This is a genomic window from Legionella sp., from assembly GCF_047605385.1.
Classification (GTDB): domain Bacteria; phylum Pseudomonadota; class Gammaproteobacteria; order Legionellales; family Legionellaceae; genus Legionella.
The window spans coordinates 13378-38030 of the sequence record NZ_JASGFU010000026.1 but is presented as its reverse complement, the minus strand read 5'-3'; the positions used below and the strand labels follow the sequence as shown (position 1 = coordinate 38030).

Genomic DNA, 24653 nt, shown 5'->3' with positions numbered 1-24653 from the left:
TGCGCGCGGTGGAGAGGGGAAGCCGGTGAGCTCAATTAAATACATGGGGAGTTACAATTAAAATCTAAATTGATTAAAATTAGTCAACTTTGTTTATCAATTAGGCTTTATTTAAAGCAATAAAAGAACAAAATTTAAAGCAAGTAAAGCATTTAATTGAAGGAGCTCAGCTCGATATTAATTGTCCAGATCCTCAGAGCTTGATGTCGCCGTTAGTAGCTGCGATGAACATTGGTAATTTTGAGATTATTAATTATTTATTGGATAAAAATGTAGCTATCAATGGGTTTCAACCTAGAGAAGCCAATTTACTATTTAATAGATGTATTTGACAAAAATTTAACACGAAAAAAAGCGAATAATATCCTTATTACTCGTTTTCTCACTGAAACACATTTAGATATTTCTCCTGTAGAACGGCAAATATTAGCTCTTATGAAAGGCGAACTTAACTTAAATGACTTACAAGGTGAACCTAATGAAGTATGCTTAGTGCTATTTAATTTCAAGCTTTTTGATGTGGCTATTTCGTATCTTTTAGCTAACCGGGAAAAATTGACTTCAATTATCGTAACGATATTAATGAAAATTTGGCTCTTTACTTATGTGGTACCGCCGAAGGGAACAAGATATCACGTTACGAGCCAAGTTAACTTCCACAAGTTTAGAAGTAATTTCTACTAAAGGATTGACGCAAGGTGTAAATGCAGATTTGGTGTTATGTAGTAACCCCGATGGTCGTGCTTTATTAGCACAGGATGACTTATTACGAGCTAAGTTAACTCCTGCAAGTTTAGATTCTGAGGTAAATACGCTCGGCTTAAAGGCCTGTGATTTAGCTCACAGTATAAGAAAAGTACTAAGGCCTGCTGTTTCATCATCTATTGAATCCTCAGAGGGGGTTTTAGAGCAATATGAGGGTTATTCACAAAAATAATTAGTAAAAAATTTATTCAGAGTCTAAGAAAATAATGAAGAGGATAATTACTCTTCATTCTACCGAATGGATAGGTAAAAATACTCTCACAATCAACCCTGTTCCTTCTTTCGGTGCATCGAGTATTACCCGACCGCCATGTAAATCACAAATTTGTTGTACAATAGCAAGTCCTAGGCCACTGCCAGGACTTTTATTACCTAACACCCGGAAAAAACGTTCAAAGACACGTGCTCTTAATTCAGCAGGGATTCCTGGTCCGTTGTCGGAAACCTCGATCATTACTTCATTATTTGCTGCTTTTGCAAGGCATACTTTAATTTGACTGTGTTCATTACTATAACGAATTGCATTATCTACGAGATTACGTACTAAAATACTCAAAGCAGTGGGGTTGCCATAAATAACCAAATTCTCTGCATCATTGCTTTCCAATTCCAGATCAATTTGTTTTTGCAATGCAGAAGGAGCAAGCATGGCTAAGATTTCACGAGTTAATCGGCTTAGATGTACTTCATCTTTACCATCAATATGCGCCGCTTCAGGAACTAAACGGCTCATAGTTAACAATTGCTGTACGATATGTGTACTACGATTAACACTAGCAATTAATTTATGTAAAGCCTGATTTTTTTCATTGATATCATTGGTGTGTAAGGCGACTTGCGCTTGGGTTTTCAATGCTGCTAGCGGTGTACGTAATTCATGTGCTGCATCTGCAGCAAAGCGTTTTTCACGTTCAAAGCCTTCTTTGAGGCGATAGAATAATTTATTTAACTCGTCAATAACCGGTTTAATTTCCTCAGGAATTTCTTGTAAATCTACTGGCTCCAAATGACTTGGTTCTCTGTTTGCTACTTCTCCAGCAACTTTGTCTAAGCTATCTAAACCTCGGCCAATGATGATCCAAATTAATAAGCCTGATAAAGGGAAGGTCAGGAGCATTATATAGAGGTCGTCTTGTGCAATGCGGTGCCCTAACTCATTACGAGTATCATAACGTTCTGCCAATACCGTACGAATACCTGCTTTATCATTATAAGTAGTAAATACACGCCAATCTTGTTCTGCAATTTTTTTATCACTAAAACCATCGATTTCTGAGGTTAATGGAATTTTAGGTGCTGTGGGAGAATGCAATAATAATTTCCCGCCATTAGTCCAGACCTGAAAATTAAATTTATCCATATAATTTTCGGGAGGTTCATCATTTAAGAATCTTTTTTGATAAAAAGTATCTATTTTTTGCGGAATAGTATCTAAAGTATTTTGAATTTTGGTCAAAGGGCGTTCGTGTACATCATCACCCAATAACGCCTGATAAGATAAGGCTGAAACTGCCATTAATGTATCTAGATGGTCTTGGATGTCTTTTTGATCCAGATAATAGTTACCAATAGCAGTTAGAGTGGTGGTAATCGTGATGGCCAGCAATAAGTTGAATAAAAGAAACTTTCTTATAGAAGATTTCACGATGTCGTAATACCGTCATTTTTTTCAGCCATATAGCCAACGCCACGTATAGTACGGATAAAGTTAGCATTGAGTTTCTTGCGTAAATTATGAATGTGAACTTCAAGTGCATTACTGTCGACATCTTCTTCCCAACCGTAAATGCTTTGCATCAGCTGTTCACGTGATAAAACCTGGCCACTATTTTCTAATAACTTTTGCAGTAAAGCGAATTCGCGTCGCGGAACATTAACAAGAACGTCATCTACCAATACGGAGTGTGCTGCTGGATCAAGCGTAATGTTTTTGTATTGTAAGACTGAATCAGCACGACCTTGGGACCGTCTCACCAAGGCTCTAATCCGAGCACTAAGCTCATTTAAGTCAAAGGGTTTTACCAAATAATCATCAGCACCGCTGTCTAAGCCTTTGATACGATCCTCAACTGATTCACGTGCAGTTAAGATAATTACTGGAGTAGAATTGCCATCGTGGCGAATATTTTGTAATAAAGCGAGACCTGATAATTTAGGTAGCCCTAGATCAAGGATAATTAACTCAAAAGACTCAGATTTCAGCGCAGCACGCGCTGCTTCTCCATCTTTAAGCCAGTCAACAATATAATCGAATTGTGTTAAACCGGTCTTGACTGCATCGCCCAAAAGCTCATCGTCTTCAACTAGCAATAGTCTCATATTTGCTCCTACTGTTTTTCAAGCCCAGTTTCGTCCATATGTTTTGTTAAATAAAATGCTTGAATTAATACAAAAAGCAAAGTAAATCCTACGCCACCAAATAATTTAAAATTAACCCAGGCATCCGTGTCGTAATGATAAGCAACGTAAAGGTTGACTGCCCCCATTAAGATAAAAAATAAAGCCCAAGCAGCATTCAGCCGGTGCCATACTTTTGTTGGTAAGGTCACATTAGCTTCCATCATTTTTTGGATTAAAGGCTTGCTGCCTATAAAGCTTGAACTGAAAAATACTAAAGCTGAAAGCCAATAAATGCCAGTAGGCTTCCATTTAATAAACCAAGGATTATGGAAAAAGAGAGTAGCTCCTCCAAGAATCATAATAATTGCTAAACTGATAAGGTGTATTTTTTCATAATGCTGGAATTTTAAGCGATAAAAAGCTACTTGGCTTAAAGAAGCCATCATAGCAATGGCGGTTGCTGTATAAATACCAGAGGTTTTATACACGATAAAAAATAACACTATAGGAAAAAAATCAAATAGTAATTTCATATTAATTAATATATAAATAAGTTACTTTCAGTATAACACAAGTTTTGTCCACTCCTGCAATGTTCCTGCAGGAAATAGAAATAATTTCCTAGCCTACTCGTATCCGTTGCCCATGTTGAAGAGGTGCATTCCAGCGTAATCCTGGATTTAAGGAGAGAATTTTATTAACTTGAATTTGATTTTTTTTCGCAATAATATTTAAGTTGTCTCCACGCTGAACAATATATTGTTTAGGTTGTTTTACCTGTTTCCAAATGACCAATTGTTGACCCGTTTGCAATCTTTGGTAAGCAGACATTTTATTCCAGCTTTGGATTTCTTTAATAGTGACGCCATACAATTGCTCTAAACGTTGATAACTATCTGTACCTTGTACAATATGAATTACTCGACGATTATTGCCTTCTCGTATGGGGTTCAATAACTTAGCAGTACTGTTAATGGCTCCAGTACTGAAAGGTGTGGTTTTAGCGATAGCAATTTCTTTTTGAGGAATGAGAGTTGGTGCATTTTTAGTACTTGGAATCAAGAGAGATTGATTCGGTGTGATTGTATTGGTAGGTAACTGATTGAGTTGTTTAATTAAATTAACCGTTGTGTGATAACGAATGGCAATATTATCCAGGTTGTCTCCTTGCTTTACTTGGTGTTTTGTCCAACTAACGCGCTTTTCTTCAGGAAAATTCGCCAAGTTAGAGTTAAATTGCTGTACTTTTTCTGCTGGAATTAATAACTTAAAAGGCTTATAAGGAGCTGTAGTCCAACGATTATAGCCTGGATTTAATTTGATTAATTCTTTATAACTAATACCTGCTAGCTTTGCTGCATGGCTTAAGTCAATTTGGCTGCCAATATTTACTTCTTCAAAATAGGGTAAATAAGGTATTTCAGGAAGTGATATCCTATAGCGTTGTGGATTTTTGATAACTTCAGCCAATGCCAATAAACGAGGGACATAAATTTGTGTTTCCCGAGGTGTTAACAATTCCCAAAAGCTGACATTTTGAGTAGGGCGTTGGCTTACTTTAATGGCGCGGGAAATGGTTCCTTCTCCAGAATCATAAGCAGCGATTGCTAAAATCCAATTTCCTTCAAAAAATTTATTTAAATAAATCAAATAACTTAATGCTGCTTCAGTAGAGGGGCGAATACTACGGCGGCCATCGAACCACCAATCCTGTTTTAAGCCCAAGTCAGCGCCTGTTCTTGGCATTAATTGCCATAAGCCCGCAGCACCTACACCGGAATAAGCAAATGGATCATAAGCACTTTCAATCATGGGTAAGAGTGCTAATTCACCAGGTAATTTTCGTTTTTTTATCTCACCAAGAATATGGTAGATGTAAGGTTCTGATTGGCGGCAGACTTTTTGTAAGTAGCTTGGGTGAGAGACAAGCCAACGGATTTGTTCTTGCACCTCCGCTCGTGAGGTTTCATGATTTATTCTAAATTCGCTACGCAATACTTCCCATACATCAGATGTAGTGTGAGCAATTGATACGCCAGAAATCCCATAAAATATCAGAAAACAAAATAAAATTTTTTTTATTATGAATAACTTTAATTTCAATGGCATTGACCTATGAACGTTATTGGCTAGTCAGTGTACTCGAATTTGTTTCAGGATAAAACCCTTCTTGATTTTAATTGATACATAAAGATTCAACTTAATTCTTTACGCGTAATTACTTAAATGTATTCTTCTGTTCACGCAGTACTCTAAAAACATCTAAGGGGTCATTTTTATTTGCACCATGCTGAGTTGCATAATTTTGGACTTCAAGGACATCAGTACGTAAAAAAGGATTAATAAGTCGCTCTTGCTTCATGGTTGAGGGTAAGGTGCATTGGATTGATTTTGAATTTTATGTAAATAATTTGCAATGTTTTGATTATGTGGTTCTACAGTTTGCGCAAAGCGTAAATTTTGCCAGGTATATTCATGAGCACAATAGACTTGCGTTTCCGAGGGAAGTGACTTGAATAATTGCATGGATTGATACAATTGGCTCAAAGTACCATCAAATACGCGACCACATCCTGCAGAAAATAGAGTGTCCCCACAAAATAACCAGCCTTGCTGTGGTTCATAATAGCTAATATGACTTGAGGTATGGCCCGGATTTGCCAAAATACGGAAGGAATGCTGTCCGATTTGTATGGTTTGATGTTCATGTACTGGATGATTGATATAAGAAATACGTGGATCTTGCGGGCCATAAACTATACAGGAGGGAAATTGTTGTACTAATTCGCTAACGCCACCAATATGATCGTGATGGTGATGTGTTAATAAAATAGTGCGTGGCTTCAAGCGCTTACTCTTGGCAAAACGTACTATCGGAGCGGCCTCACCGGGATCAACACAATCAAAAACCCCCTTTTTAGTATCAGGAATAACCCAAATATAATTATCGCTAAACGCTGGAACGGGAATAATTGACATGTCAGTAGCTCTCAATAAGATAAGTGGAAACTCCGGGGTTAAAATAAGTTTTTAATGTTTTTAATACGGACTGCATTTCTTCAGCAAAGGTATATGGAGGATTAATTACCCATAAACCCGTACCTGACATGCCTTCCATTGATGATTTAGTCAAATTAAATTCAACACGTACAGCATTTTTGGTGTTAATTGCTTGCATCCGACGTATTAACTGCTGGGTTAATCGTTGATTAACTACTGGATACCAAAGGCAATAAACACCAGTTGCAAAACGATTATATGCTTGTTTTATTGCTGCAGGAATATCCCGATAATCGTCTTTAACTTCAAATGAAGGATCAATGAAGATTAAACCTCTTTTTTCAGGAGGGGGCAATACCGCATTTAATGCAGCAACACCGTCGCTTTTACTGAAATGTACTTTTTTATGCATCCGTGGTATTTGGCTTAAGGCTTCAAATTCTGTAGGATGCAATTCACAAAAATACATGCGATCTTGGGTGCGCAGGCCATTTATTGCTAAATAGGGGGATCCTGGATACATGTTTAATTCATTCGTGTGATTTAATTGTTTAAGAACCTGAATGTACTCATGAAAAGTTGCCGGCAATGTTTTTTTATCTGGCCAAATAAGTTTGACACCTTGCTTGTATTCGCCTGTTTTTTCAGCCTGACGGTATTTTAAATCATATAAACCTTTTCCAGAATGAGTTTCCAGATACAATAAAGGTGTATCTTTTTGTGTCATGTAGCTTAACAAGCGAGTTAGAGCAATATGTTTAATGACATCGGCGAAGTTGCCGGCGTGATATCCGTGTTGATAACTGAGCATAAATTTAGTCTATTTAAAAAGTATGAATTATAACAGATTAGAAATTTTTTCTACTATACTCTTTTTAAGAGAGTCGAAAGGGGATAGTTATGGATCTGCATGAAGACTACAATGACTCATCGTTTTCTGATTACAATTATGATGACGATGTAGATACCGAGCATAAAAAAAATGTAAGACGTATGCTGGAGGATAAATTAGAACGTAAGCGCTTAAAAGATGAATTTAAAGATGATTTTGATGAGCTCAGTGGTGAGTTTGACTGGGATATGGTGGAAAAATAGTACCTGTTCAATAGAATTTTAGGTAGAAAACTCTTTGATAATAATCTCTTAATTTTGTAGGTTGGGTCTTTGGGGAAATCACCCTGCTAATTTTTTAATCTTGTTGCTGCCATCATTGTATTTTCAAGCAAAGATACAATTGTCATTGGCCCCACCCCACCTGGAACTGGTGTCAACCAAGCTACTTTATTGATTGCTTTTTTAAAATCTACATCACCACGAATGCTGCCATCAGGTAAGCGATGAATACCCACATCAATCACCACTTGATTTATATTGAGCCATTCAACATCAATCACATCCATATGCCCAGTAGCAACAATCACAAAGTCTGCAATACGAATGAACTTTTCCAAATTTTGTGTGAAACGATGACAAATAGTGACCGTTGCTCCAGCCATTAACAGCTCCAGGCTCATAGGGCGACCGACTATATTTGATGCACCAATCACGACCGCATGTTTTCCTTTCACATTAAGCCGATAATAATCTAATAAACTCATAATTCCTAAAGGAGTGCAAGGGCGAAGTAGTGGATTACGTTGAGCCAAACGCCCTAGATTATAAGGATGAAAACCATCTACATCTTTTTCAGGTTTAATGCATTCAATGATGAGGTGTTCGTCAATGTGTTTTGGTAAGGGTAATTGAATTAAAATACCATCGATCTCAGGTAAATCATTTAATTTCTCAATTAATGCGATTAATGCGTCTTGCGTGGTTTTTTCTGGTAAATCATAAGAGTGAGAAGTAATTCCTACTTCAGCACAGGCTTTACGTTTATTACGCACATACACTAAAGAGGCGAGGTCAGCACCTACCAATATTACTGCCAGGCCTGGAGCACGATGTCCCTGTTGCACATGTTCATGAACACGTTGTTTTAATTCATCGAAACGTAAATTAGCTAATACTTTTCCGTCGATTATTGATGCAGGCATTGCTACTCCTAGGAGGATATCAGAAGAAAACGAAAAGGTCAGATTATGGATTAGAGTCAGATGTAAAGCAAGAGAGGTCTAATATCAAAATGTAAAGGTAATAAATTAACGTGCGCTCACAAAGGAGGCACGTTGCAATTGTTTAGGATAGCATCTTGTTGGCTGTTTGAAATGCTTCCATTGATGCTAACAAATCTTCCGGAGCAAAAAAGTCTGCCCACATAGTTTGTAATGCACTTAGGCACAGATAGCCAAAATCAACATTCAAATTTAATAAGGTCTCAATACCTTTAACAAACTGAGGGGTATTAATTGTCTTTTTTTCTTGTGTTGATTTCTTTTGCTCCGTAAGCATTTTTTTATACATGTGTTGAAATGCAACGTTGAGCATTTTTGGTACGGGCGTATTCCCATCAAAAAGACGATGATCGGCACTAATAGAAATCGGTAATTGATCCTGAATTACAAATTGTTTACTGTTGTTATTCCATATTTGTTTACGCTCCACTTGCAACATGACAAATTTCATCACTTCATTTTTAAATAAAGGCGATTTAGCATAGGTATAAGCCCAAGGGCCAATATTACTAATTGTTGCAACTGGGCTACCAGGAATGGGGTAGTTATAAACAGTGTTGGCGAAGTCAAACAGCGTTTCTTCTTCATAGGGTTTTAAATGAGGATGCAATTGTTCTAATTCTTCACGTCGTTTGTAGCAATAGACCATCAAGGGAATGATGTCGCGGATTGCCTTTGCTAGTTCAGTGAAACTCATTTCGTGGCAATTAGCAAAGGCAATAGTGCCCAAGTGATCGCGACAGTTGGGTAATTGGACAACCACTCCTACATAAGCTTCTTTACTTTGGTATAATTTTTGGGAATGAAAATAACAACGATATAATTCGTTTTCTTTAAGCCAGAGACTAACTGTTTGCATCATTAATGTAGTTAATGTTTCTGGCGGAAATTTCTTCTCAAAAAAATCAATGCAAGTCACATTAATAATAGATTGTGAAACCATAGTTGCATCGCTGGAATTATCCCATTGCATCATCATTAATTTACGTAGAGGAGTCATTTCAACTTCTTGATGCAGGTGAGCATAATTATGGATTAAGGGCAGCATATTTTGTATGAGATGCATAAAGGCCATCCATTTTTTACTCGGTTCAAGATTAATTTTTTGCAATTGCTGATGATGTTTGGTATTTAATGCCTGTATGAATTGACTGGCTCCTTGTAGTCCTAATAATGCAGAAGATGCCACTATGTAACGATGCTGCAAAAAGAAATTTACTAAAAGCTGCTCCTCTAAATATTCTAGTTTGCTTTTCATAATTGTTGAATCAGGCAAGCCAATGTCACGATATAAGTCAGCTTCACATACATGGCGATGCTCATCATTTAAGATGACATTGAAAATTTTTGGTGCAATGTCTTGTTGTGCATAACATTTGAAAGCCTCTTCAATCCAACCCTCAGCAATTAAATTCAACAGCATGACGGCAACTTGTGGGGATTCTTCATTACGTACGTAATTGCATAAAATTTCAATATTAGCGTTGTAGTGAGGAGGAAAAGCATAAGGCTCACAGAGCATGTAAAGAATTTTGGTAAATACTAAACCATGAAAAATTTCATCTAAAAGCTGTATGTGCATGCGTTGTTTATTTTCCTTGCTAACCATTTTGTCTTCAAATTTTAAGGGAATTTGAATAGCTAATACTTCTAATTGGGCTAACAAGGAAAACGAATAAATGTAGAGTAATTTATCATGTTTGATTTCAAAGGGCAGCCCATCGTGAAAGAGCTCATGCAAGCGTTTTTTAATAAGTACTTTTTCATCAGAATTGATTTTATTCCACCCTTCAGCAATCCACTTTTCTGAACCCCATCGAGGACGCAATAACTCCTGAAAATCATCCATATCAATCTCTATATATGCAGTGAACATTGGGAATGGTTTCCCGCTTGCGCGAGGCCTATGATCTTACTTAATCATCTTTAACTGCTTTTTCTAAGGCAAAAGTAGCGGTTAAATTAATTGTTGCAACTCCAAACGAGCCAGAACCAAGTATGGTACTGGTTGATAAGTTGTTTGAATTGTTATTATTAGTAGATCGGAGTGTGGTTATATAGCGAAAATCAAGACCTAAAGTCGCAAAGTCATCTAAGTAATAACCTACCCCTACAATTCCTTGTACGGCAAAACCAGTATTTGAACTATTGGCACTAACGTCTATTAATGTAGCTCCAGCAGGAGGGTATTTATCAGTTTGTACCGCAGCAGTATTACGTACATAGGCACCACCAGCCCCGGCGCCTATGTATGGAAATAGGCTGGCATTGGGATCACTTGATAGAATATCATAGTAAGCGTTAAGTAGAGCATAAGCACCGAAGATATTCGCATTAAATCCTAAGCCATTATTAACAACGACTGCAGGACAGTTACTCCCTTGAGGACTTACTAGATTGGAACTTACTAAGGTACAAGTACCAATAGTTGCATCTTTATAATTGTTTGCATTAAAAAAGAGTTCCCCTTCCAGGCGAAAGGCACTATTAACACGATAACCAATAGAAAGACCACCACCACCGCCTATAGGTTGCAACTCTGTGTTGGCAGTGATGGGTCCTGAGCCAGGATTAAACGTAAATTGTGAGTCGGAAGTCGTCGCATAACTTAGATCACCAAGTACACCTAAATAAAATCCAGTTACTGGATCCGCAGCAAAAACACTCGAATTCATGATCAAACCAAAAGTGAAGCTAAGTTTAATTAATGGTCTCATGGCGTATCCTTAATTGTTAAAATCATTACTTACACCCAGCTTATAAAGAGAAATATTTATTTCTCTTTATAAGCTGGGTGTTGTTTTCCAAACAGATAAGTGATGGTAATCAGTACTTCATTTGAATGATAAGATCCAGGTGTTAGTGATTGATTAGACCAGTCTTCTTTTCCTGGACCAGAGCTAATTTGTCCTAAATCCAAGAAGTTATAACCTACTGTAATCGATAATTTGGAATTTAGTTGCAAATCCACCCCAATCCCCAAAAGGTATGCAAATTCGCTAGTACTAAAATTTGAATATTTAGGGTTAGTGCGAGGTGTTGTTTTTGTTAAAGCAAGTTCTTTATAGTTAGAGGTTCTATTAAATGAACTCCCAATTCCACCTTGAATGTAAGGAGCGAATCTTCCATAGTGTACGAGATTAAGTTTTGCAGTAGCGAGCACCACATTTGAAGTAAGTTCCCAATTGTATTTGTAATCATTCATCTCATCATCAGAATAGGATGTGATGTTTTTTCCTAATTGCGTGCGGAAAAAATGTTGCCATAAAGCTTCAAATGAATAAGAGGGAAACCAGTCACTGTCTCGTTGCCAACGTCGACCTGCAGAAAGGACAAATACGGATTCACTTCTCTTTCTGGTAGAGTAGGAATCTTTATCATAGGTCTCAAATAACTCTGGGGTGTTACTGGCATGCATGCGTTTATGCCACTGAGGATATTGCATACCGCCACCCACAGAGAGAAACCAAATTCCTGGAGCATATGAAAGCGGGACTGAGTCAATGGCTTTAGTATTTGCAAAAATCGAAGTGTTACAGACAAATAGTAAAGCTACAAAGCAAAGATAAAAAAAATTCCTTTTCATAGGATGAATCTCAAATATTTTAAAGAGTTCTTGAATTACATTGACCGCAATGATGCCATGTTTTAGACATAGGCAAAGTATCTCAGTCCAAGAAACTATCATGGTCCTAGGAATTAAATCAAGAAAAAATGCAAAAATGAATCATCTAAGGTATAGACAAAGCACATGCAGTAATATAAATTGACTCTTTTTATCCTAGGAATAATGAATGCGTATTGCCTTAGTGCTTGAATACGATGGTAGCCAATATCATGGCTGGCAAGCACAAACAGGCTTGCATACTGTACAACAAGCCGTAGAACATGCCTTATCAAAAGTTGCCGATGCGTCTGTATCTGTGGTTTGCGCAGGCAGGACGGATACTGGCGTTCACGCTACAAATCAAGTGATTCATTTTGATACAAATAAAGTGCGAAGTGTCCGCGCATGGATTCATGGTGCTAATTCTTTTTTACCCAAAGACATTTGCGTTAAATGGGGAAAAGAACTTTCTGAAAATTTTAATGCCCGATATTCAGCAACTGCTCGCCGATATCGTTATATCATTTACAATGGCACAATTAGGCCAGCCATATTACGTAGTAATATGACATGGCAATATCGACAACTTGATCATCGTTTGATGCATCAAGCAGCTCAAATTTTAGTGGGAGAAAATGATTTTACCTCCTTTCGCTCAGTAGAATGTCAATCAAATACACCAATGCGAAATGTGCATAAAATTCAGGTGACACGTCATAATGATTTAGTGGTCATTGACATTACCGCGAATGCTTTTTTACACCATATGGTGCGTAATATTGCTGGGGTTTTAATTGCTGTAGGCTCAGGAAAAAATCCAGTATCTTGGGTTAAAGCAGTTTTAGAAGCCAAAGACAGGCGTTTGGGGGCAGAAACTGCTCCAGCCTATGGTTTATACTTAGTACAAGTAACTTATCCGCAAGAATTTGGTTTATTACAAAATAGTCCAGGACCTGCTTTTCTTTGGGAGAAATAATTGAATCATGCTCGCGTAAGAGTAAAAATGTGTGGTATGACACGTCAGGAAGACATTGCTCATGCAGTGCATTTAGGTGTTGATGCGATTGGTTTAATTTTTTATCCACAAAGTAAGCGTTATGTCTCCATAGAGCAGGCAAAAAAATTATTAAAAGATTTGCCTCCATTTGTAGATACAGTCGCTGTTGTTGTGAACCCAGAATGCGATTTAGTGCATCAAATAATTAGTGAATTGCCTATCCGATTAGTACAATTTCATGGTGAGGAATCTGTGGTATTTTGTCAGCAATTTAATAAACCCTTTATTAAATCAGTGTCTGCAGAGTCTACTGCACATATTGAACAAGCGGCACAAGAGTATGTAAGTGCGCAGGCTTTGTTGTTGGACACTCCTGCTGAACATGAAAAAGGTGGAACTGGGCTTTGTTTTGATTGGGGAATTATTCCCAATTTTATGCCCAAATCTTATTTATTAGCAGGTGGCCTCAATGAGTTTAATGTATTGGAAGTGCTCAAAATTTGTCATCCTTATGCATTAGATCTGTGTAGTGGAATAGAGGCAGCGCCTGGCATTAAAGATCACAATAAGATGAGTCGATTTATGAATCAATTAGCAACAATCAAGTGAGAGCTGGTGTGGTGGTAAGCGTTCCAATTAGAGGCAAATATGAATAAACATGAACTTCCTGATGCATTTGGGCATTTTGGTCCTTATGGCGGTATGTTTGTTGCCGATACTTTAGTTTCCGCATTAAACGAATTGAAGCAGGCGTATGCCAAATACCGCCATACTCCTGATTTTTTAGCGGAGTTAAGCCTTGAGTTAAAAGATTTTGTTGGACGCCCAAGTCCTATGTATCACGCTGAGCGTTTAAGCCAATTAATTGGGGGAGCTCAAATTTATCTTAAGCGGGAAGATTTAAATCATACTGGTGCCCATAAAATAAATAATACGGTTGGCCAGGCTTTATTAGCAAAACGTATGGGAAAAACGCGTATCATTGCTGAAACTGGTGCTGGTCAGCATGGGGTTGCCTCAGCTACTGTGGCTGCAAAATTGGGGCTTGAATGTGTAGTATATATGGGGTCTGAAGACGTGAAACGCCAGGCGACCAATGTTTATCGCATGAAGTTATTAGGAGCAACTGTTGTTCCGGTCACTGCTGGTTCTCAAACTCTAAAAGATGCATTAAATGAAGCCATGCGTGATTGGGTAAGTAATATTGATAATACCTTTTACATTATTGGTACCGTGGCAGGTCCTCATCCTTATCCACAACTCGTTAGAGATTTTCAAACCATAATTGGTATTGAAGCAAAAGCACAATTTTTAGAAAAAAAAGGATGTCTTCCAGATGCTTTAGTAGCCTGCGTTGGTGGTGGTTCTAATGCTATTGGTTTATTCCATCCTTTCCTTGATGATGAGTCTGTAGCTATTTATGGTGTCGAAGCCGCAGGAAAAGGCTTGGCATCAGGTGAGCATGCCGCTTCATTGATTGCTGGCAAACCTGGCGTGTTGCATGGTAATCGTACTTATTTACTCTGTGATGAGAATGGACAAATCAAAGATACTTATTCAATTTCTGCCGGATTAGATTACCCGGGTGTGGGTCCTGAACATGCGTACTTGAAAGATATAGGTCGCGTTACTTATGAAGCAATCGATGATGACGAGGCTTTGGACGCACTTCGCACTTTAACTCGTGTAGAAGGAATTATACCCGCATTAGAATCAAGCCATGCAGTCGCTTATGCTATGAAATTAGCAAAAACAATGTCTAAGGAGCAATGCATCATCGTAAACCTATCAGGACGGGGTGATAAAGACATACATACTGTTGCAAGCATTGATAGGATTACCCTATGAATAGAATCGACAAAACTTTGGCACATTTAAAAGCCAATCACCAAAAAATGTTAAGCCCGTATATTACGGCGGGTGATCCACAGCCTCAAATTACCGTCCCGTTAATGCATGAATTGGTAAAAGCAGGTGCTAATATTATCGAACTTGGTATTCCTTTTTCCGATCCGATGGCTGAAGGAGTGGTAATTCAACAAGCTATGGAGCGGGCTTTAGCACATCACATCACCACTCGAAATGTATTGGAAATGGTCAAAGAGTTTCGCCAAAAGGATCAAGAAACTCCAGTGATTCTCATGGGCTATCTTAATCCAATAGAACAATACGGTTATGAACTCTTTGCGCAACAGGCAGTAGAAGCAGGGGTTGATGGTACTATTTTAGTCGATTTACCCCCAGAAGAAAGTGGAGAGATATTTGCTCTTTGGGAACGTTATGGTTTGTATGGTATTTTCCTGTGCTCACCAACTACCTCCAATGAGCGCATGCAAGTAATTAACGAATATGCCAAAGGTTATTTATATTACGTTTCTTTAAAAGGTGTAACGGGTTCTAGTGCTTTGGAGTTGTCCTCTTTAAAATTGCAATATCAGCAGCGTAAAGCGCAAACCCATTTGCCCTTAATGGTAGGGTTTGGTATTAAAACTGCAGAAATGGCTGCTGAAGTGACTGATTTTGCCGATGGCGTAATTGTTGGCGCCGCATTAATCACTAAGATTTTAGAGGCTCATCAAACCAAGCATGATATGCTTGACGCCGGTGCTCGTTTAATCTCTTCTATGCGTTGTGCTATGGATTATAATAAGCCAGTAGAGCATTAAAATATATCAATAGGTATCAAAAGACACGAACATTCAGACATGAACGGAACTACTAATGACAGAATTAACTGAAAAAAGAGCACATTTTATCCGACAATTGATTACTGATGAGTTAGCCAGTGGTAAACATAAATCAGTAGTTACTCGTTTTCCACCAGAACCTAATGGTTATTTGCATGTTGGGCATGCTAAATCCATTTGCTTGAATTTTGGTTTAGCAGAAGAGTTTGGCGGTATTTGTTACTTACGCTTTGATGATACCAACCCAATCAAAGAAGAAGACGAATATGTTAAAGCGATTATTGACGATGTGCGTTGGTTAGGTTTTGAGTGGTGTGCGATGACCCATTCATCTGATTATTACCATGAGCTTTATGAGTTTGCAATGTTACTCATCCAAAAAGACTTAGCCTATGTAGATAGTTTGTCTATGGATGAGATTCGTGCTTATCGCGGAACTTTGCAAGAGCCAGGTCGTGAAAGCCCTTATCGTAATCGCTCTATTGATGAAAGCGTGGATTTATTTCGCCGTATGAAATCAGGTGAGTTTCCTGATGGTGCTCACGTATTAAGAGCCAAAATTGATATGAAATCTGGAAACGTGAACATGCGTGACCCTGTGCTTTATCGTATTCGCCATGCATCTCATCAACGTACTGGTAATGAATGGTGCATTTATCCTATGTATGATTATGCACATCCAATTTCAGATGCATTGGAAAAAATCACTCATTCATTATGTACTTTAGAATTTCAGGATCATCGTCCGCTTTATGATTGGTTTGTCGACAATTTACCCGTACCTGCAAAACCGATACAAACTGAGTTTGCACGTTTGAATTTATCACATACCATCACTTCAAAGCGCAAATTACGCGAGTTGGTAGAAAAACAGGTAGTGAGTGGCTGGGATGATCCCCGCATGCCTACATTACGTGGAATGCGCAGCCGTGGTTATCCGCCGGCAGCGATTCGTCAATTTTGTGAAGTAATTGGTATTTCTCGCAGTGATTCAGTAATTGACATGTCCTTGTTAGAAGAGTGTGTACGTGCAGAATTAAATAGGACTGCAAATCGTGCAATGTGTGTTATGGATCCAATCAAGGTTATTATTGAAAATTACCCACAGGACAAGGTAGAAGTGTTACATGTTTCTTATAATTCACAAGATCCTGAAGCAGCAACACGTGAGATTCCTTTCTCAAGAGAACTTTTAATTGAACGTTCAGACTTTATGGAAGATCCGCCGAAAAAATATTTCCGTTTATCTCCAGGTGCTGAAGTTCGTTTGCGTAATTCATATGTCATTAAATGCCATAATGTAATGCGTAATGCTGAAGGTGAAGTAATCGAGTTACGTTGCACTTATGATGACAATACTTTGGGTAAAAATCCTGAAGATCGTAAAATCAAAGGGGTCATTCATTGGGTATCTAGTGCTCATGCTTACCCTGTGAAGGTATTGCAATACGATCGCTTATTTACTGATGCTAATCCTGTACGAGAAGAAAATTATTTGCAATTCTTAAATCCAGATTCATTGCAGGAATTAAAAGGATTTTGTGAGCCTTCTTTAGCTAAACAATCTTTGGGTACAATATTTCAATTTGAGCGTTTGGGCTATTATTGTGTTAATGAAATTCAAAACGAACAAGTCAGTGTGTTTCATCGTGTAGTTGATTTGAAAGACACTTGGGGAAAAATGAGCTAAGAGGCGGAAATGTTGCATTTATATAATTCGTTAACCAGAACCAAAGAACCATTTGTTTCCATTAAACCTGGAACGATTGACATGTATGTGTGTGGAATTACCGTTTATGATCACTGCCACATTGGTCATGCACGCTCAATGGTTTGTTTTGATGTGATTGTACGTTATCTGCGTTCTCAAGGTTATGAAGTTAATTTTGTGCGCAATATTACTGATATTGATGACAAAATTATTGTTCGCGCAAATGAGCGGGGTATATCTATTGATGAATTAACTGCGCATTATATTGCTGCCATGCATGAGGATATGCATGCTTTGAATATTTTGCCACCGAATCATGAGCCACGTGCTACAGAACATATTGATACTATTATTCATCTTATTGAGCGTTTATTGAAAAATGGTAATGCTTATCTGAGTGATAATGGTGATGTTTGTTACCAAGTAGATACTTTTGCTGAATATGGCAAATTATCTCATAAGGACTTAGAAGGCCTGGTTTCTGGTGCACGAATTGAGGTAGTCAAGGAAAAACGTTCACCACTTGATTTTGTGTTATGGAAAAAAGCCAAACCAGGTGAGCCTAGTTGGTTATCTCCTTGGGGAGAAGGACGACCAGGTTGGCATATTGAATGCTCCGCGATGGCAATGGAAGAATTAGGTGAGCAATTCGATATTCATGGCGGTGGTTTAGATTTACAATTTCCGCATCATGAAAATGAAATTGCCCAAAGTGAGGCAGTAACCCATAAGCCATTTGCAAATTATTGGATGCATGTTGGCATGTTGCAAGTAAATAATGAGAAAATGTCTAAATCATTAGGTAATTTCTTTACTATTGCTGATGTGCTTGCAGAACATCATCCAGAAGTGGTGCGCTATTTTCTATTAAGCAGTCATTATCGTAGCCCATTAAATTATTCTGAAGAAAATTTGATTAATGCGAAGAAAGCATTAACCAGACTCTACCAAACCATGAAGGATGTGCCGCTTGATACGAATGGTGAATTGGATACACATTGGATTGCTGAATTTAATAAGGCTATGGATGATGATTTCAATACTTCAGTTGCTTTGTCAGTGCTTTTCCAATTAAGCCATGAAGTCAATAAAAACGGTACGCCTGTTTTAGCGGCTACTTTAAAGCATTTAGCAAGTACTATGGGAATATTACAGTCTAATCCAGCTGATTTCTTACAAGCGGGTTTTGCCGACGATGATAAGATCCTGATTGAGCAATTGATTGCAGAGCGTTTGCAAGCACGATCTGAGCATAATTGGGAGCGAGCAGATCAAATTCGCACTGAATTGTTAGAGCAGGGAATTGAACTGGAAGATAGTGTTACAGGCACTACTTGGCGTAAAGTGGCTAAATAAAAATCTAGATAATGGTATGGGTAAGCAAAGAAATTTTTTAGCTCTTAAGTCCATGCCAAAAGATAGATTTTTCACTTACTGATTGCTTGTTATTTTTTTGAACTATTTTTTAGACATGTGGCCCATGTTCCCTCTGGCCCCATGTTTAAAAAATATCAGCATTTGTCCTTATCTCCAGTAAGATATAGAGCAATTCCCTCGTAAAAATTAGATTTTTGTTTATTAAAAACTCATTTTTGTGCTATAAAAATAGAGTAAGGTTAATTAGTATTTGGTAAGAGGTAGGTTATGGAGTGGGGTAAACTCAAAGAAGGTTTAATGGGAAAAGCACAAATTATAGCCGATAAAATGAATAAACTAGTTCAACATGGAATTGATCTGACCAGTGATGAAAGCCAAATGCATCGGGAAGCGAAAAAATTGTATTATCAAGGAAGTGACGCATTTAAAGTTTATAATGAAAAACTTAAACCTCAGGTCAAAGCCACATTAGAAAGTTTTCTTGCAGAATTACATGGGATTTTAGATTTAGACTCTGAATCTCCTTATTCGAAATATCCAGAGCATCAATGCAAATTTTTGGATCAATGTCTTGAGCTTATTAAAAACTATAAGAATACGTTAGCAGCAGAGCCGGAATTGTGGATACAATTGAAGAAATCTATTCATATCTTTCTAGATAAAATCATGGTGGTAGTGGATGATTTGACAGCAGATTTTGCAACGGAACAATACAAGCTAAAAATTACTGAGCTAAAAAAATATTTGGAAAACGAAAGCAACTAACTTTACCCATAATATTTGGACAAATAAAATTCAATGATAATATCATTATGAACATCAAGAATGGAATAAACAGAAATGATGTAGGATACAGTATCTATCATCTTGTTTCATTGCAAATAATTAAGAAGTAGTTTTCTGATCAAAAATGAATTCAATGAGAGTTTTGTTATGTATTACAAATTACGTTTAATAGGTGGTTTATTTGGTGATAGCACCAAAGTAAACGTATACGCAACGATAGTGGCTATTTCGAGAGAGGTGACTGAATTTAATTTGCAAGACTGTTTCAGCACCAATTTTACCAGTGTACGTCAACAGATAAAACCTGATGAATTATGCCAGATTATAAAATCCAGACCTAATGTAACTTCTATTAATTTTTCTTTGAACCAACTCGGGAAGGGTTTTGCTGGTAATTCTGTAGATGACTTGATTAGCATTTTTACCTCTTTCCCTGAAAATCTGGCTTCTTTGGATTTGAGCTATAATGCTCTTGGTGACTTATCCGCTGATGATCTCATTAAAGTTCTAAAAGCTCTACCTGTACATTTAACTTCCCTTAATTTGGAAATGAATTGTCTTTCCAAATATTCCGCTGATGACCTGATTAAGATTCTAAACGCTCTGCCTAGACATTTAACTTCACTTAATTTGGGATGGAATGATCTTTCCAAATATTCCACAGATGAGTTGGTTAAAATTTTGAAAACCCTTTCACCCCATTTGACATCGCTTAATTTAGAGGGAAATACATTCTATAAATTTACTTACTATAAATTTACTTATGACCTTATCATTGATGACCTAGTTAAAGTCTTGAAAGCCTTTCCTACAAATTTGTTGTCCCTTAACCTGGGCAACAATTTCCTTTGCAGATTATCTGTTGGCAATTTAACTGAGATATTTACGATTTTTTCTAAAGGCTTAACGGCTCTTGACTGGAGCGAGAATAATCTAGATCACTTATCTCCAGACGAATTAGCCGAAGTTTTTTCATTTCTTCCTGAAAATTTGGACTCTCTTGATATATCAAGACACTTTTTTGATGATAAACAAATTACAGCCTTATTTAATTTTCTTGCCAAATCTAAAATTCAAACTTTGGGTTTAGAGAGTTCAACTATGATGCGTATACAAGATTATAAAGGCTTAAGCGAAGTAGTGATTAAAAAACTCCAAGATATCCTATCAAATAACCAAAGAAAAGGACTTCTTCATGCCAATCCAGATAGACTTGGCATATATGGTTTGCAAGCATTATGCGGACGTGCCATTACATTGTTTAACATTCCTCTCGATGTAAGAAATATTTCCGATCAGACCCTAGAAATTATTAAAGAATCTCAACAAGTGTTTTATAGTCAAGGCTTGAAACTTTAAACCATTAACATTTCTTAATCTAAGGACTTTCCTAATTTTGTGTTGTTACTCGCAAAACCTCTGCAAGGGATGTATCACCTGCCAATACCCGTTTAAATCCATCTTGACGAATGCTTGGTGTATGAGGTCTCACGTATTCTTCAATTGTTTGTAAGCTTTCATTACGATGGATCATTCCGCGCAGCATATCATCAATGGTAATCAATTCATAAATACTTGTTCGGCCTTTATACCCCAAATGATTGCAAATATCGCAGCCCTTGGGTTCACATACTTTTGATAAATCAGTATTGGCTTTTAAACCCATCAATTCTTTTTCATCATCTCTTAATTGATGCGGGGTTTTGCAATGAGGACAAAGTTTACGAACTAAACGTTGAGCAATTAAGCCAACAATGCTTGAGGATAAAAGAAAAGATTCAACACCCATATCTCGCAAACGGGTTAATGCACCTAATGCAGTATTTGTATGTAAGGTGGAAAGCACCAAATGTCCGGTAAGACTTGCTTGAACTGCAATTTCTGCTGTTTCCAAGTCACGGATTTCACCAATCATTACTACATCTGGATCTTGGCGTAAAATGGCTCTAAGGCCTTTGGCAAAGGTCATTTGTACCTTAGTATTAACCTGAGTTTGTCCTATTCCTTCCAAATCATATTCAATTGGATCTTCAATCGTTAGAATATTGCGCGTGACTTCATTTAACTCCGTCAACATGGCATAAAGAGAAGTTGTTTTTCCTGAACCGGTAGGGCCGGTTACCAGAATAATCCCGTGAGGTTCAGCAATTAATTCACGAATCGTTTTTACCGTTTCCTTAGGCATTCCCAATAAATTTAAATCCAATTGCGCAGCCTGTTTATCCAAAATACGCATTACCACACGCTCACCGTGATTTGATGGCAAAGTAGATACTCGCACGTCAATATTATGGCCACCAATACGTAATGAAATACGACCGTCCTGCGGGATACGTTTTTCAGCAATATCCAATTTTGCCATAACTTTCACCCGTGAAATTACTAAAGGAGCAATGGCGCGTTGAATTTCTAAAACTTCATGCAAAACTCCATCAATGCGATTACGGACTAAAACACGGTCTTCATAAGTTTCAATATGAATATCTGAAGCTTTTTGCTTGATTGCTTGAGTGAATAGCGCGTTGAGTAAACGGATAATCGGTGCATCGTCTTGATTTTCCAATAAATCTTCACTGACTGGTAGTTGACTAGCCAATAGTGAGAGATCCATGTCTTCTTCCATGCCGCCAGCTGCTTCCAGAATGGATGCTTTGGATTGATAGATATTGGCTAAATGCTGTTGAAAGCTGAATTGATCTACCTGTTTTAAAGACAATTCTTGCTGGAGCAAACGTTTTATTTCAGCAAGAGCTTGTAGTGATACATTGGGTAAATGGTAAACCAGAGCATGCCCATCTACTAATTCACTGGCTACAACAATCCCATGTGCTTTAGCAAAACTGTATGGGATTTTCAGTATGTTCTCTTCATTATCCATGATTTAATGGGTTGCCAATAAAGGTGGACGGCTAAATGGTCTTGGTAAATCAGCCTGTTTTAATGCAGGCATAACCGTAGCGTTATTACTTTGTACGAATTCCTCTTCTGAGCGTAGCCAATCTAGTTCATATTGTCTAATATGATTGTATTTTTCACTGGTCATAGCCATATTATCACGCTCATTATGCAAAATCGTCGGTTTAATAAAGACCATTAGTACGCGGTTATCACGCGTTTTTGTATTGCGTTTAAACATTCTGCCAAGCCCAGGAATATCACCTAAAATAGGTAAACGGTTATTGTCACTGTCTAAGCTGTCTTGAGTTAAGCCGCCAAGAACGATTACATCACCACTATCTACGTGTACTGAGGTTACAATACTGCTGATTCTAAATGTGGGTGTGGTCGAGGTTTCTGCAACTACTGGTGGATCTAGCGTGTCATTCCCCTGATCAATTTGCATTTGGATGCCATTATTGCGAGTAATTTGTGGTCTTACATAAAGGTGCAAAGCAACGTTCACTCGGTCAAAGGTGGTAAAAGGACTGGAAACAGGAGCGGTGCCTCCTGCATTGTTAGGATAATTAGATGTGGCCACTGAAACCTGCTTACCAACAAGGATTTTTGCTTGGCGGTTATCGAGCACGACTACTGATGGCGTGGATAAAATATTTGCTTTATGGGCACGTGCTAAAGCATAAATTTGCGCTTGGAAATCGGCGAGCGTTGATTTGCTATTGAGAATGGCGAAACCATTGGTGAAATTAGCCGGATCACCAGTTTGCCTATTTGAACCCCATTCAATTCCTAAGGTATTCACATCTTCCTGATTAATTTCCGCAACTAAAGCTTCAATGAGCAATTGTGCGGGTTTAATGTCTAATTGAGAAATGACACGCTTTAAAATGCGAATAACAGAAGAAGGAGCGTTAATGATGATCGAATTGGTATTAGGCTCACCAATAATTTGCACGGAAGGCTTTGTTGAGCCTTCATTTTGAGTGTTGGTTGAATTGGTATTGGCCGTTGCGGCTGATGATGCGTTTAATGCTGAATTACTAGTGTTTGTTGAGGAGAAACTTTGAGAATTAGAGCTATTACTTACTAAATTAGATGCGGGATTCGTACTGTCTAAGATTGGCCTGGTAATGGTTCCAATAGTACTACCTACATTACCACTAAAGTTTGCTTGGGCAATGCCTACAAGGATAGGCACTAAATCTTCAGCACGCATGTAGTTGAGGTAAACAACTTGGGTATTACTATTTAATTCAGTAAAACTTTCCCTATCTAATTTTAGGATAAGCATTCTCAGACGTATTCTATCTGTTTTAGAACCACTGACTAAAATGGAGTTAGAACGATCGTCTGCAGAAAGGGAGATTTGCGCTCGACTACCAGCCATATTGGGTTGCATTTTTACTAAATCTTTTAAAGTATTAGCAATATCCATAGCCAATGAATGCCTAAGTGGAACGATGTCGATTCCATTCGCAGTGGAGTTGTCAACTTGCCTAATGATATTGGCTAGGCTGTTGATGTTGTTTGCTCGTCCAGACAAAATGAGCATATTGGATGGCCCATATGCAGACACACTACTCCATTGGGGCATTAAGGGTCTTAATACTGGGACTAATTGTTCTGCAGATACATAGTGGACGGGGAACACTGCCACCATCATATCATCACCTCTAGGGGGATTTTTCATTTCATTGAGTAGATCAGATGACTGGGTTTTGGCATCAATGTTGGGAATGATTTTGATCACATCTTTGTTAGGGATAGCGGCATATCCTGAGACTTGCAACATGGAAAGAAACACTTGATATAGCTCATTACTTGACATAGGTGTTGACGAAACAATAGATATTTTTCCTTGCACGCGGGGATCAATAATAAAATTTTTACCTGTAACACGCGATACTTCTGCAATTACTGCACGAATATCAGCATTTCGCAAATTCCATAGCTTGCTGTCCTCGGGCATTCCCTGTGCAACATCGCCTGAGTTTGTTGGCTGCATTGTTGATGCTAAAGAAGGGGGACGAGATCTTTTAGCTTTATAAGCTGCTGTATTAATCTTTTGTGTGAGAATACGCTGTAGGTTTCTTGCGGTTACATAATCGTTTATTGGGCCAATTTGGACGAGATAGAGCTTTTTATCGGATAGATTCTTAATCTCAATTGGTTCAGCGGCTAATTTTGATAATTCATTTTTTCGTTGCTTAGCATCTTTTTCTAAATTGAATGCTCCGGCTTGCAGAAAAAAGGTGGTGTTTCCATCTTTGGTAGTTGTGGAAATATTAATATCATTTGCATAAGCGAGTAGGGAGCAAATAAATGTTAAAAATATAATGACTATAGAGCGCATTGAAAAATCGCAAGATCC

Annotated in this window: 22 protein-coding genes and 1 pseudogene; 11 read left to right on the top strand and 12 right to left on the bottom strand. The window is 37.8% G+C overall.

What is annotated here, in order from left to right; all coding sequences use genetic code 11:
- Window positions 1-119 precede the first annotated feature (119 nt).
- Window positions 120-332: a hypothetical protein gene (locus QM652_RS07855; RefSeq protein WP_415074540.1), complete on the top strand. Its 213-nt coding sequence runs from the start codon at window positions 120-122 to the stop codon at window positions 330-332.
- 272 nt (window positions 333-604) lie between these two features.
- Complete coding sequence (locus QM652_RS07850) at window positions 605-937, top strand: hypothetical protein (protein ID WP_415074538.1); 333 nt, start codon at window positions 605-607, stop codon at window positions 935-937.
- Between the two features lie 54 nt (window positions 938-991).
- On the opposite strand, the gene QM652_RS07845 is transcribed toward QM652_RS07850, so the two are convergent.
- The 6 genes and pseudogenes from QM652_RS07845 to QM652_RS07820 all read right to left on the bottom strand — a co-directional run bounded on the left by QM652_RS07845 (window position 992) and on the right by QM652_RS07820 (window position 6916).
- Window positions 992-2410 (bottom strand): ATP-binding protein, encoded by a 1419-nt coding sequence (locus QM652_RS07845; RefSeq protein WP_415074536.1) that lies wholly within the window; start codon window positions 2408-2410, stop codon window positions 992-994.
- Entirely contained in the window at window positions 2407-3084 is a 678-nt protein-coding gene (locus tag QM652_RS07840) for a response regulator (RefSeq protein ID WP_415074534.1), read from the bottom strand. The genes QM652_RS07845 and QM652_RS07840 overlap by 4 nt, the downstream gene beginning before the upstream one ends.
- A gap of 8 nt (window positions 3085-3092) precedes the next feature.
- The gene (locus tag QM652_RS07835) at window positions 3093-3638 is read right to left on the bottom strand and encodes a septation protein A (protein WP_415074532.1); all 546 of its coding nucleotides are present in this window, start codon (window positions 3636-3638) and stop codon (window positions 3093-3095) included.
- 88 nt (window positions 3639-3726) lie between these two features.
- Window positions 3727-5208 (bottom strand): LysM peptidoglycan-binding domain-containing protein, encoded by a 1482-nt coding sequence (locus QM652_RS07830; protein WP_415074530.1) that lies wholly within the window; start codon window positions 5206-5208, stop codon window positions 3727-3729.
- A gap of 115 nt (window positions 5209-5323) precedes the next feature.
- Window positions 5324-6084: pseudogene (gene gloB / locus QM652_RS07825) on the bottom strand (hydroxyacylglutathione hydrolase).
- A 1-nt stretch (window position 6085) separates the two neighbouring features.
- A complete protein-coding gene (locus QM652_RS07820; RefSeq protein ID WP_415074528.1) occupies window positions 6086-6916 on the bottom strand; it encodes a 23S rRNA (adenine(2030)-N(6))-methyltransferase RlmJ in 831 nt (276 codons plus the stop codon).
- Between the two features lie 89 nt (window positions 6917-7005).
- Between QM652_RS07820 and QM652_RS07815 the strand changes: the two genes are divergently transcribed.
- Window positions 7006-7200: a PA3496 family putative envelope integrity protein gene (locus tag QM652_RS07815; protein WP_415074526.1), complete on the top strand. Its 195-nt coding sequence runs from the start codon at window positions 7006-7008 to the stop codon at window positions 7198-7200.
- 86 nt (window positions 7201-7286) lie between these two features.
- On the opposite strand, the gene folD is transcribed toward QM652_RS07815, so the two are convergent.
- From folD to QM652_RS07795, 4 genes are all read right to left on the bottom strand, one after another.
- Window positions 7287-8141, bottom strand: coding sequence for a bifunctional methylenetetrahydrofolate dehydrogenase/methenyltetrahydrofolate cyclohydrolase FolD (gene folD, locus QM652_RS07810; RefSeq protein ID WP_415074524.1), 855 nt, complete (start codon window positions 8139-8141; stop codon window positions 7287-7289).
- A gap of 142 nt (window positions 8142-8283) precedes the next feature.
- Complete coding sequence (locus QM652_RS07805) at window positions 8284-10095, bottom strand: 2-oxo acid dehydrogenase subunit E2 (RefSeq protein ID WP_415074522.1); 1812 nt, start codon at window positions 10093-10095, stop codon at window positions 8284-8286.
- Between the two features lie 40 nt (window positions 10096-10135).
- Window positions 10136-10936, bottom strand: coding sequence for an outer membrane protein (locus tag QM652_RS07800; RefSeq protein WP_415074520.1), 801 nt, complete (start codon window positions 10934-10936; stop codon window positions 10136-10138).
- Window positions 10937-10992: 56 nt separating this feature from the next.
- Complete coding sequence (locus tag QM652_RS07795) at window positions 10993-11805, bottom strand: outer membrane protein (protein ID WP_415074518.1); 813 nt, start codon at window positions 11803-11805, stop codon at window positions 10993-10995.
- Window positions 11806-12013: 208 nt separating this feature from the next.
- On the opposite strand from QM652_RS07795, the gene truA reads away from it, so the two are divergent.
- The 8 genes from truA (at window position 12014) to QM652_RS07755 (ending at window position 20743) form a co-directional block, all read left to right on the top strand.
- The gene (gene truA / locus QM652_RS07790) at window positions 12014-12802 is read left to right on the top strand and encodes a tRNA pseudouridine(38-40) synthase TruA (RefSeq protein WP_415074516.1); all 789 of its coding nucleotides are present in this window, start codon (window positions 12014-12016) and stop codon (window positions 12800-12802) included.
- A complete protein-coding gene (locus QM652_RS07785) occupies window positions 12803-13432 on the top strand; it encodes a phosphoribosylanthranilate isomerase (protein ID WP_415074514.1) in 630 nt (209 codons plus the stop codon).
- 39 nt (window positions 13433-13471) lie between these two features.
- On the top strand, window positions 13472-14671 hold the full coding sequence (trpB, locus tag QM652_RS07780) for a tryptophan synthase subunit beta (protein WP_415074512.1): 1200 nt from the start codon (window positions 13472-13474) through the stop codon (window positions 14669-14671).
- Window positions 14668-15489 (top strand): tryptophan synthase subunit alpha, encoded by an 822-nt coding sequence (gene trpA / locus QM652_RS07775; protein ID WP_415074510.1) that lies wholly within the window; start codon window positions 14668-14670, stop codon window positions 15487-15489. Before trpB ends, trpA begins: the two co-directional genes overlap by 4 nt.
- A gap of 55 nt (window positions 15490-15544) precedes the next feature.
- Window positions 15545-17200: a glutamine--tRNA ligase/YqeY domain fusion protein gene (locus QM652_RS07770; protein ID WP_415074508.1), complete on the top strand. Its 1656-nt coding sequence runs from the start codon at window positions 15545-15547 to the stop codon at window positions 17198-17200.
- Window positions 17201-17209: 9 nt separating this feature from the next.
- Window positions 17210-18577: a cysteine--tRNA ligase gene (gene cysS / locus QM652_RS07765; protein ID WP_415074506.1), complete on the top strand. Its 1368-nt coding sequence runs from the start codon at window positions 17210-17212 to the stop codon at window positions 18575-18577.
- Between the two features lie 318 nt (window positions 18578-18895).
- The gene (locus QM652_RS07760; protein WP_415074504.1) at window positions 18896-19363 is read left to right on the top strand and encodes a hypothetical protein; all 468 of its coding nucleotides are present in this window, start codon (window positions 18896-18898) and stop codon (window positions 19361-19363) included.
- Window positions 19364-19531: 168 nt separating this feature from the next.
- Window positions 19532-20743 carry a hypothetical protein gene (locus QM652_RS07755; RefSeq protein ID WP_415074502.1) on the top strand — a complete coding sequence of 404 codons (1212 nt, stop codon included), beginning with the start codon at window positions 19532-19534 and terminating at the stop codon, window positions 20741-20743.
- Window positions 20744-20774: 31 nt separating this feature from the next.
- Here the strand turns inward: QM652_RS07755 and lspE are convergent, their stop codons facing one another.
- A complete protein-coding gene (gene lspE, locus QM652_RS07750; protein ID WP_415074500.1) occupies window positions 20775-22262 on the bottom strand; it encodes a GspE family T2SS ATPase variant LspE in 1488 nt (495 codons plus the stop codon).
- Window positions 22263-22265: 3 nt separating this feature from the next.
- Window positions 22266-24635: a GspD family T2SS secretin variant LspD gene (gene lspD, locus QM652_RS07745; RefSeq protein WP_415074498.1), complete on the bottom strand. Its 2370-nt coding sequence runs from the start codon at window positions 24633-24635 to the stop codon at window positions 22266-22268.
- Between the last annotated feature and the right edge of the window lie 18 nt (window positions 24636-24653).

What these genes read in the sequence shown, in the direction of transcription:
- QM652_RS07850 (WP_415074538.1), top strand. Translation starts at nt 605, where the DNA reads ATGTGGTACCGCCGAAGGGAACAAGATATCACGTTACGAGCCAAGTTA.
- QM652_RS07840 (WP_415074534.1), bottom strand. Translation starts at nt 3,084, where the DNA reads ATGAGACTATTGCTAGTTGAAGACGATGAGCTTTTGGGCGATGCAGTC.
- QM652_RS07835 (WP_415074532.1), bottom strand. Translation starts at nt 3,638, where the DNA reads ATGAAATTACTATTTGATTTTTTTCCTATAGTGTTATTTTTTATCGTG.
- QM652_RS07820 (WP_415074528.1), bottom strand. Translation starts at nt 6,916, where the DNA reads ATGCTCAGTTATCAACACGGATATCACGCCGGCAACTTCGCCGATGTC.
- QM652_RS07815 (WP_415074526.1), top strand. Translation starts at nt 7,006, where the DNA reads ATGGATCTGCATGAAGACTACAATGACTCATCGTTTTCTGATTACAAT.
- folD (WP_415074524.1), bottom strand. Translation starts at nt 8,141, where the DNA reads ATGCCTGCATCAATAATCGACGGAAAAGTATTAGCTAATTTACGTTTC.
- QM652_RS07805 (WP_415074522.1), bottom strand. Translation starts at nt 10,095, where the DNA reads ATGTTCACTGCATATATAGAGATTGATATGGATGATTTTCAGGAGTTA.
- QM652_RS07800 (WP_415074520.1), bottom strand. Translation starts at nt 10,936, where the DNA reads ATGAGACCATTAATTAAACTTAGCTTCACTTTTGGTTTGATCATGAAT.
- QM652_RS07795 (WP_415074518.1), bottom strand. Translation starts at nt 11,805, where the DNA reads ATGAAAAGGAATTTTTTTTATCTTTGCTTTGTAGCTTTACTATTTGTC.
- truA (WP_415074516.1), top strand. Translation starts at nt 12,014, where the DNA reads ATGCGTATTGCCTTAGTGCTTGAATACGATGGTAGCCAATATCATGGC.
- trpB (WP_415074512.1), top strand. Translation starts at nt 13,472, where the DNA reads ATGAATAAACATGAACTTCCTGATGCATTTGGGCATTTTGGTCCTTAT.
- trpA (WP_415074510.1), top strand. Translation starts at nt 14,668, where the DNA reads ATGAATAGAATCGACAAAACTTTGGCACATTTAAAAGCCAATCACCAA.
- QM652_RS07770 (WP_415074508.1), top strand. Translation starts at nt 15,545, where the DNA reads ATGACAGAATTAACTGAAAAAAGAGCACATTTTATCCGACAATTGATT.
- cysS (WP_415074506.1), top strand. Translation starts at nt 17,210, where the DNA reads ATGTTGCATTTATATAATTCGTTAACCAGAACCAAAGAACCATTTGTT.
- QM652_RS07760 (WP_415074504.1), top strand. Translation starts at nt 18,896, where the DNA reads ATGGGAAAAGCACAAATTATAGCCGATAAAATGAATAAACTAGTTCAA.
- QM652_RS07755 (WP_415074502.1), top strand. Translation starts at nt 19,532, where the DNA reads ATGTATTACAAATTACGTTTAATAGGTGGTTTATTTGGTGATAGCACC.
- lspE (WP_415074500.1), bottom strand. Translation starts at nt 22,262, where the DNA reads ATGGATAATGAAGAGAACATACTGAAAATCCCATACAGTTTTGCTAAA.
- lspD (WP_415074498.1), bottom strand. Translation starts at nt 24,635, where the DNA reads ATGCGCTCTATAGTCATTATATTTTTAACATTTATTTGCTCCCTACTC.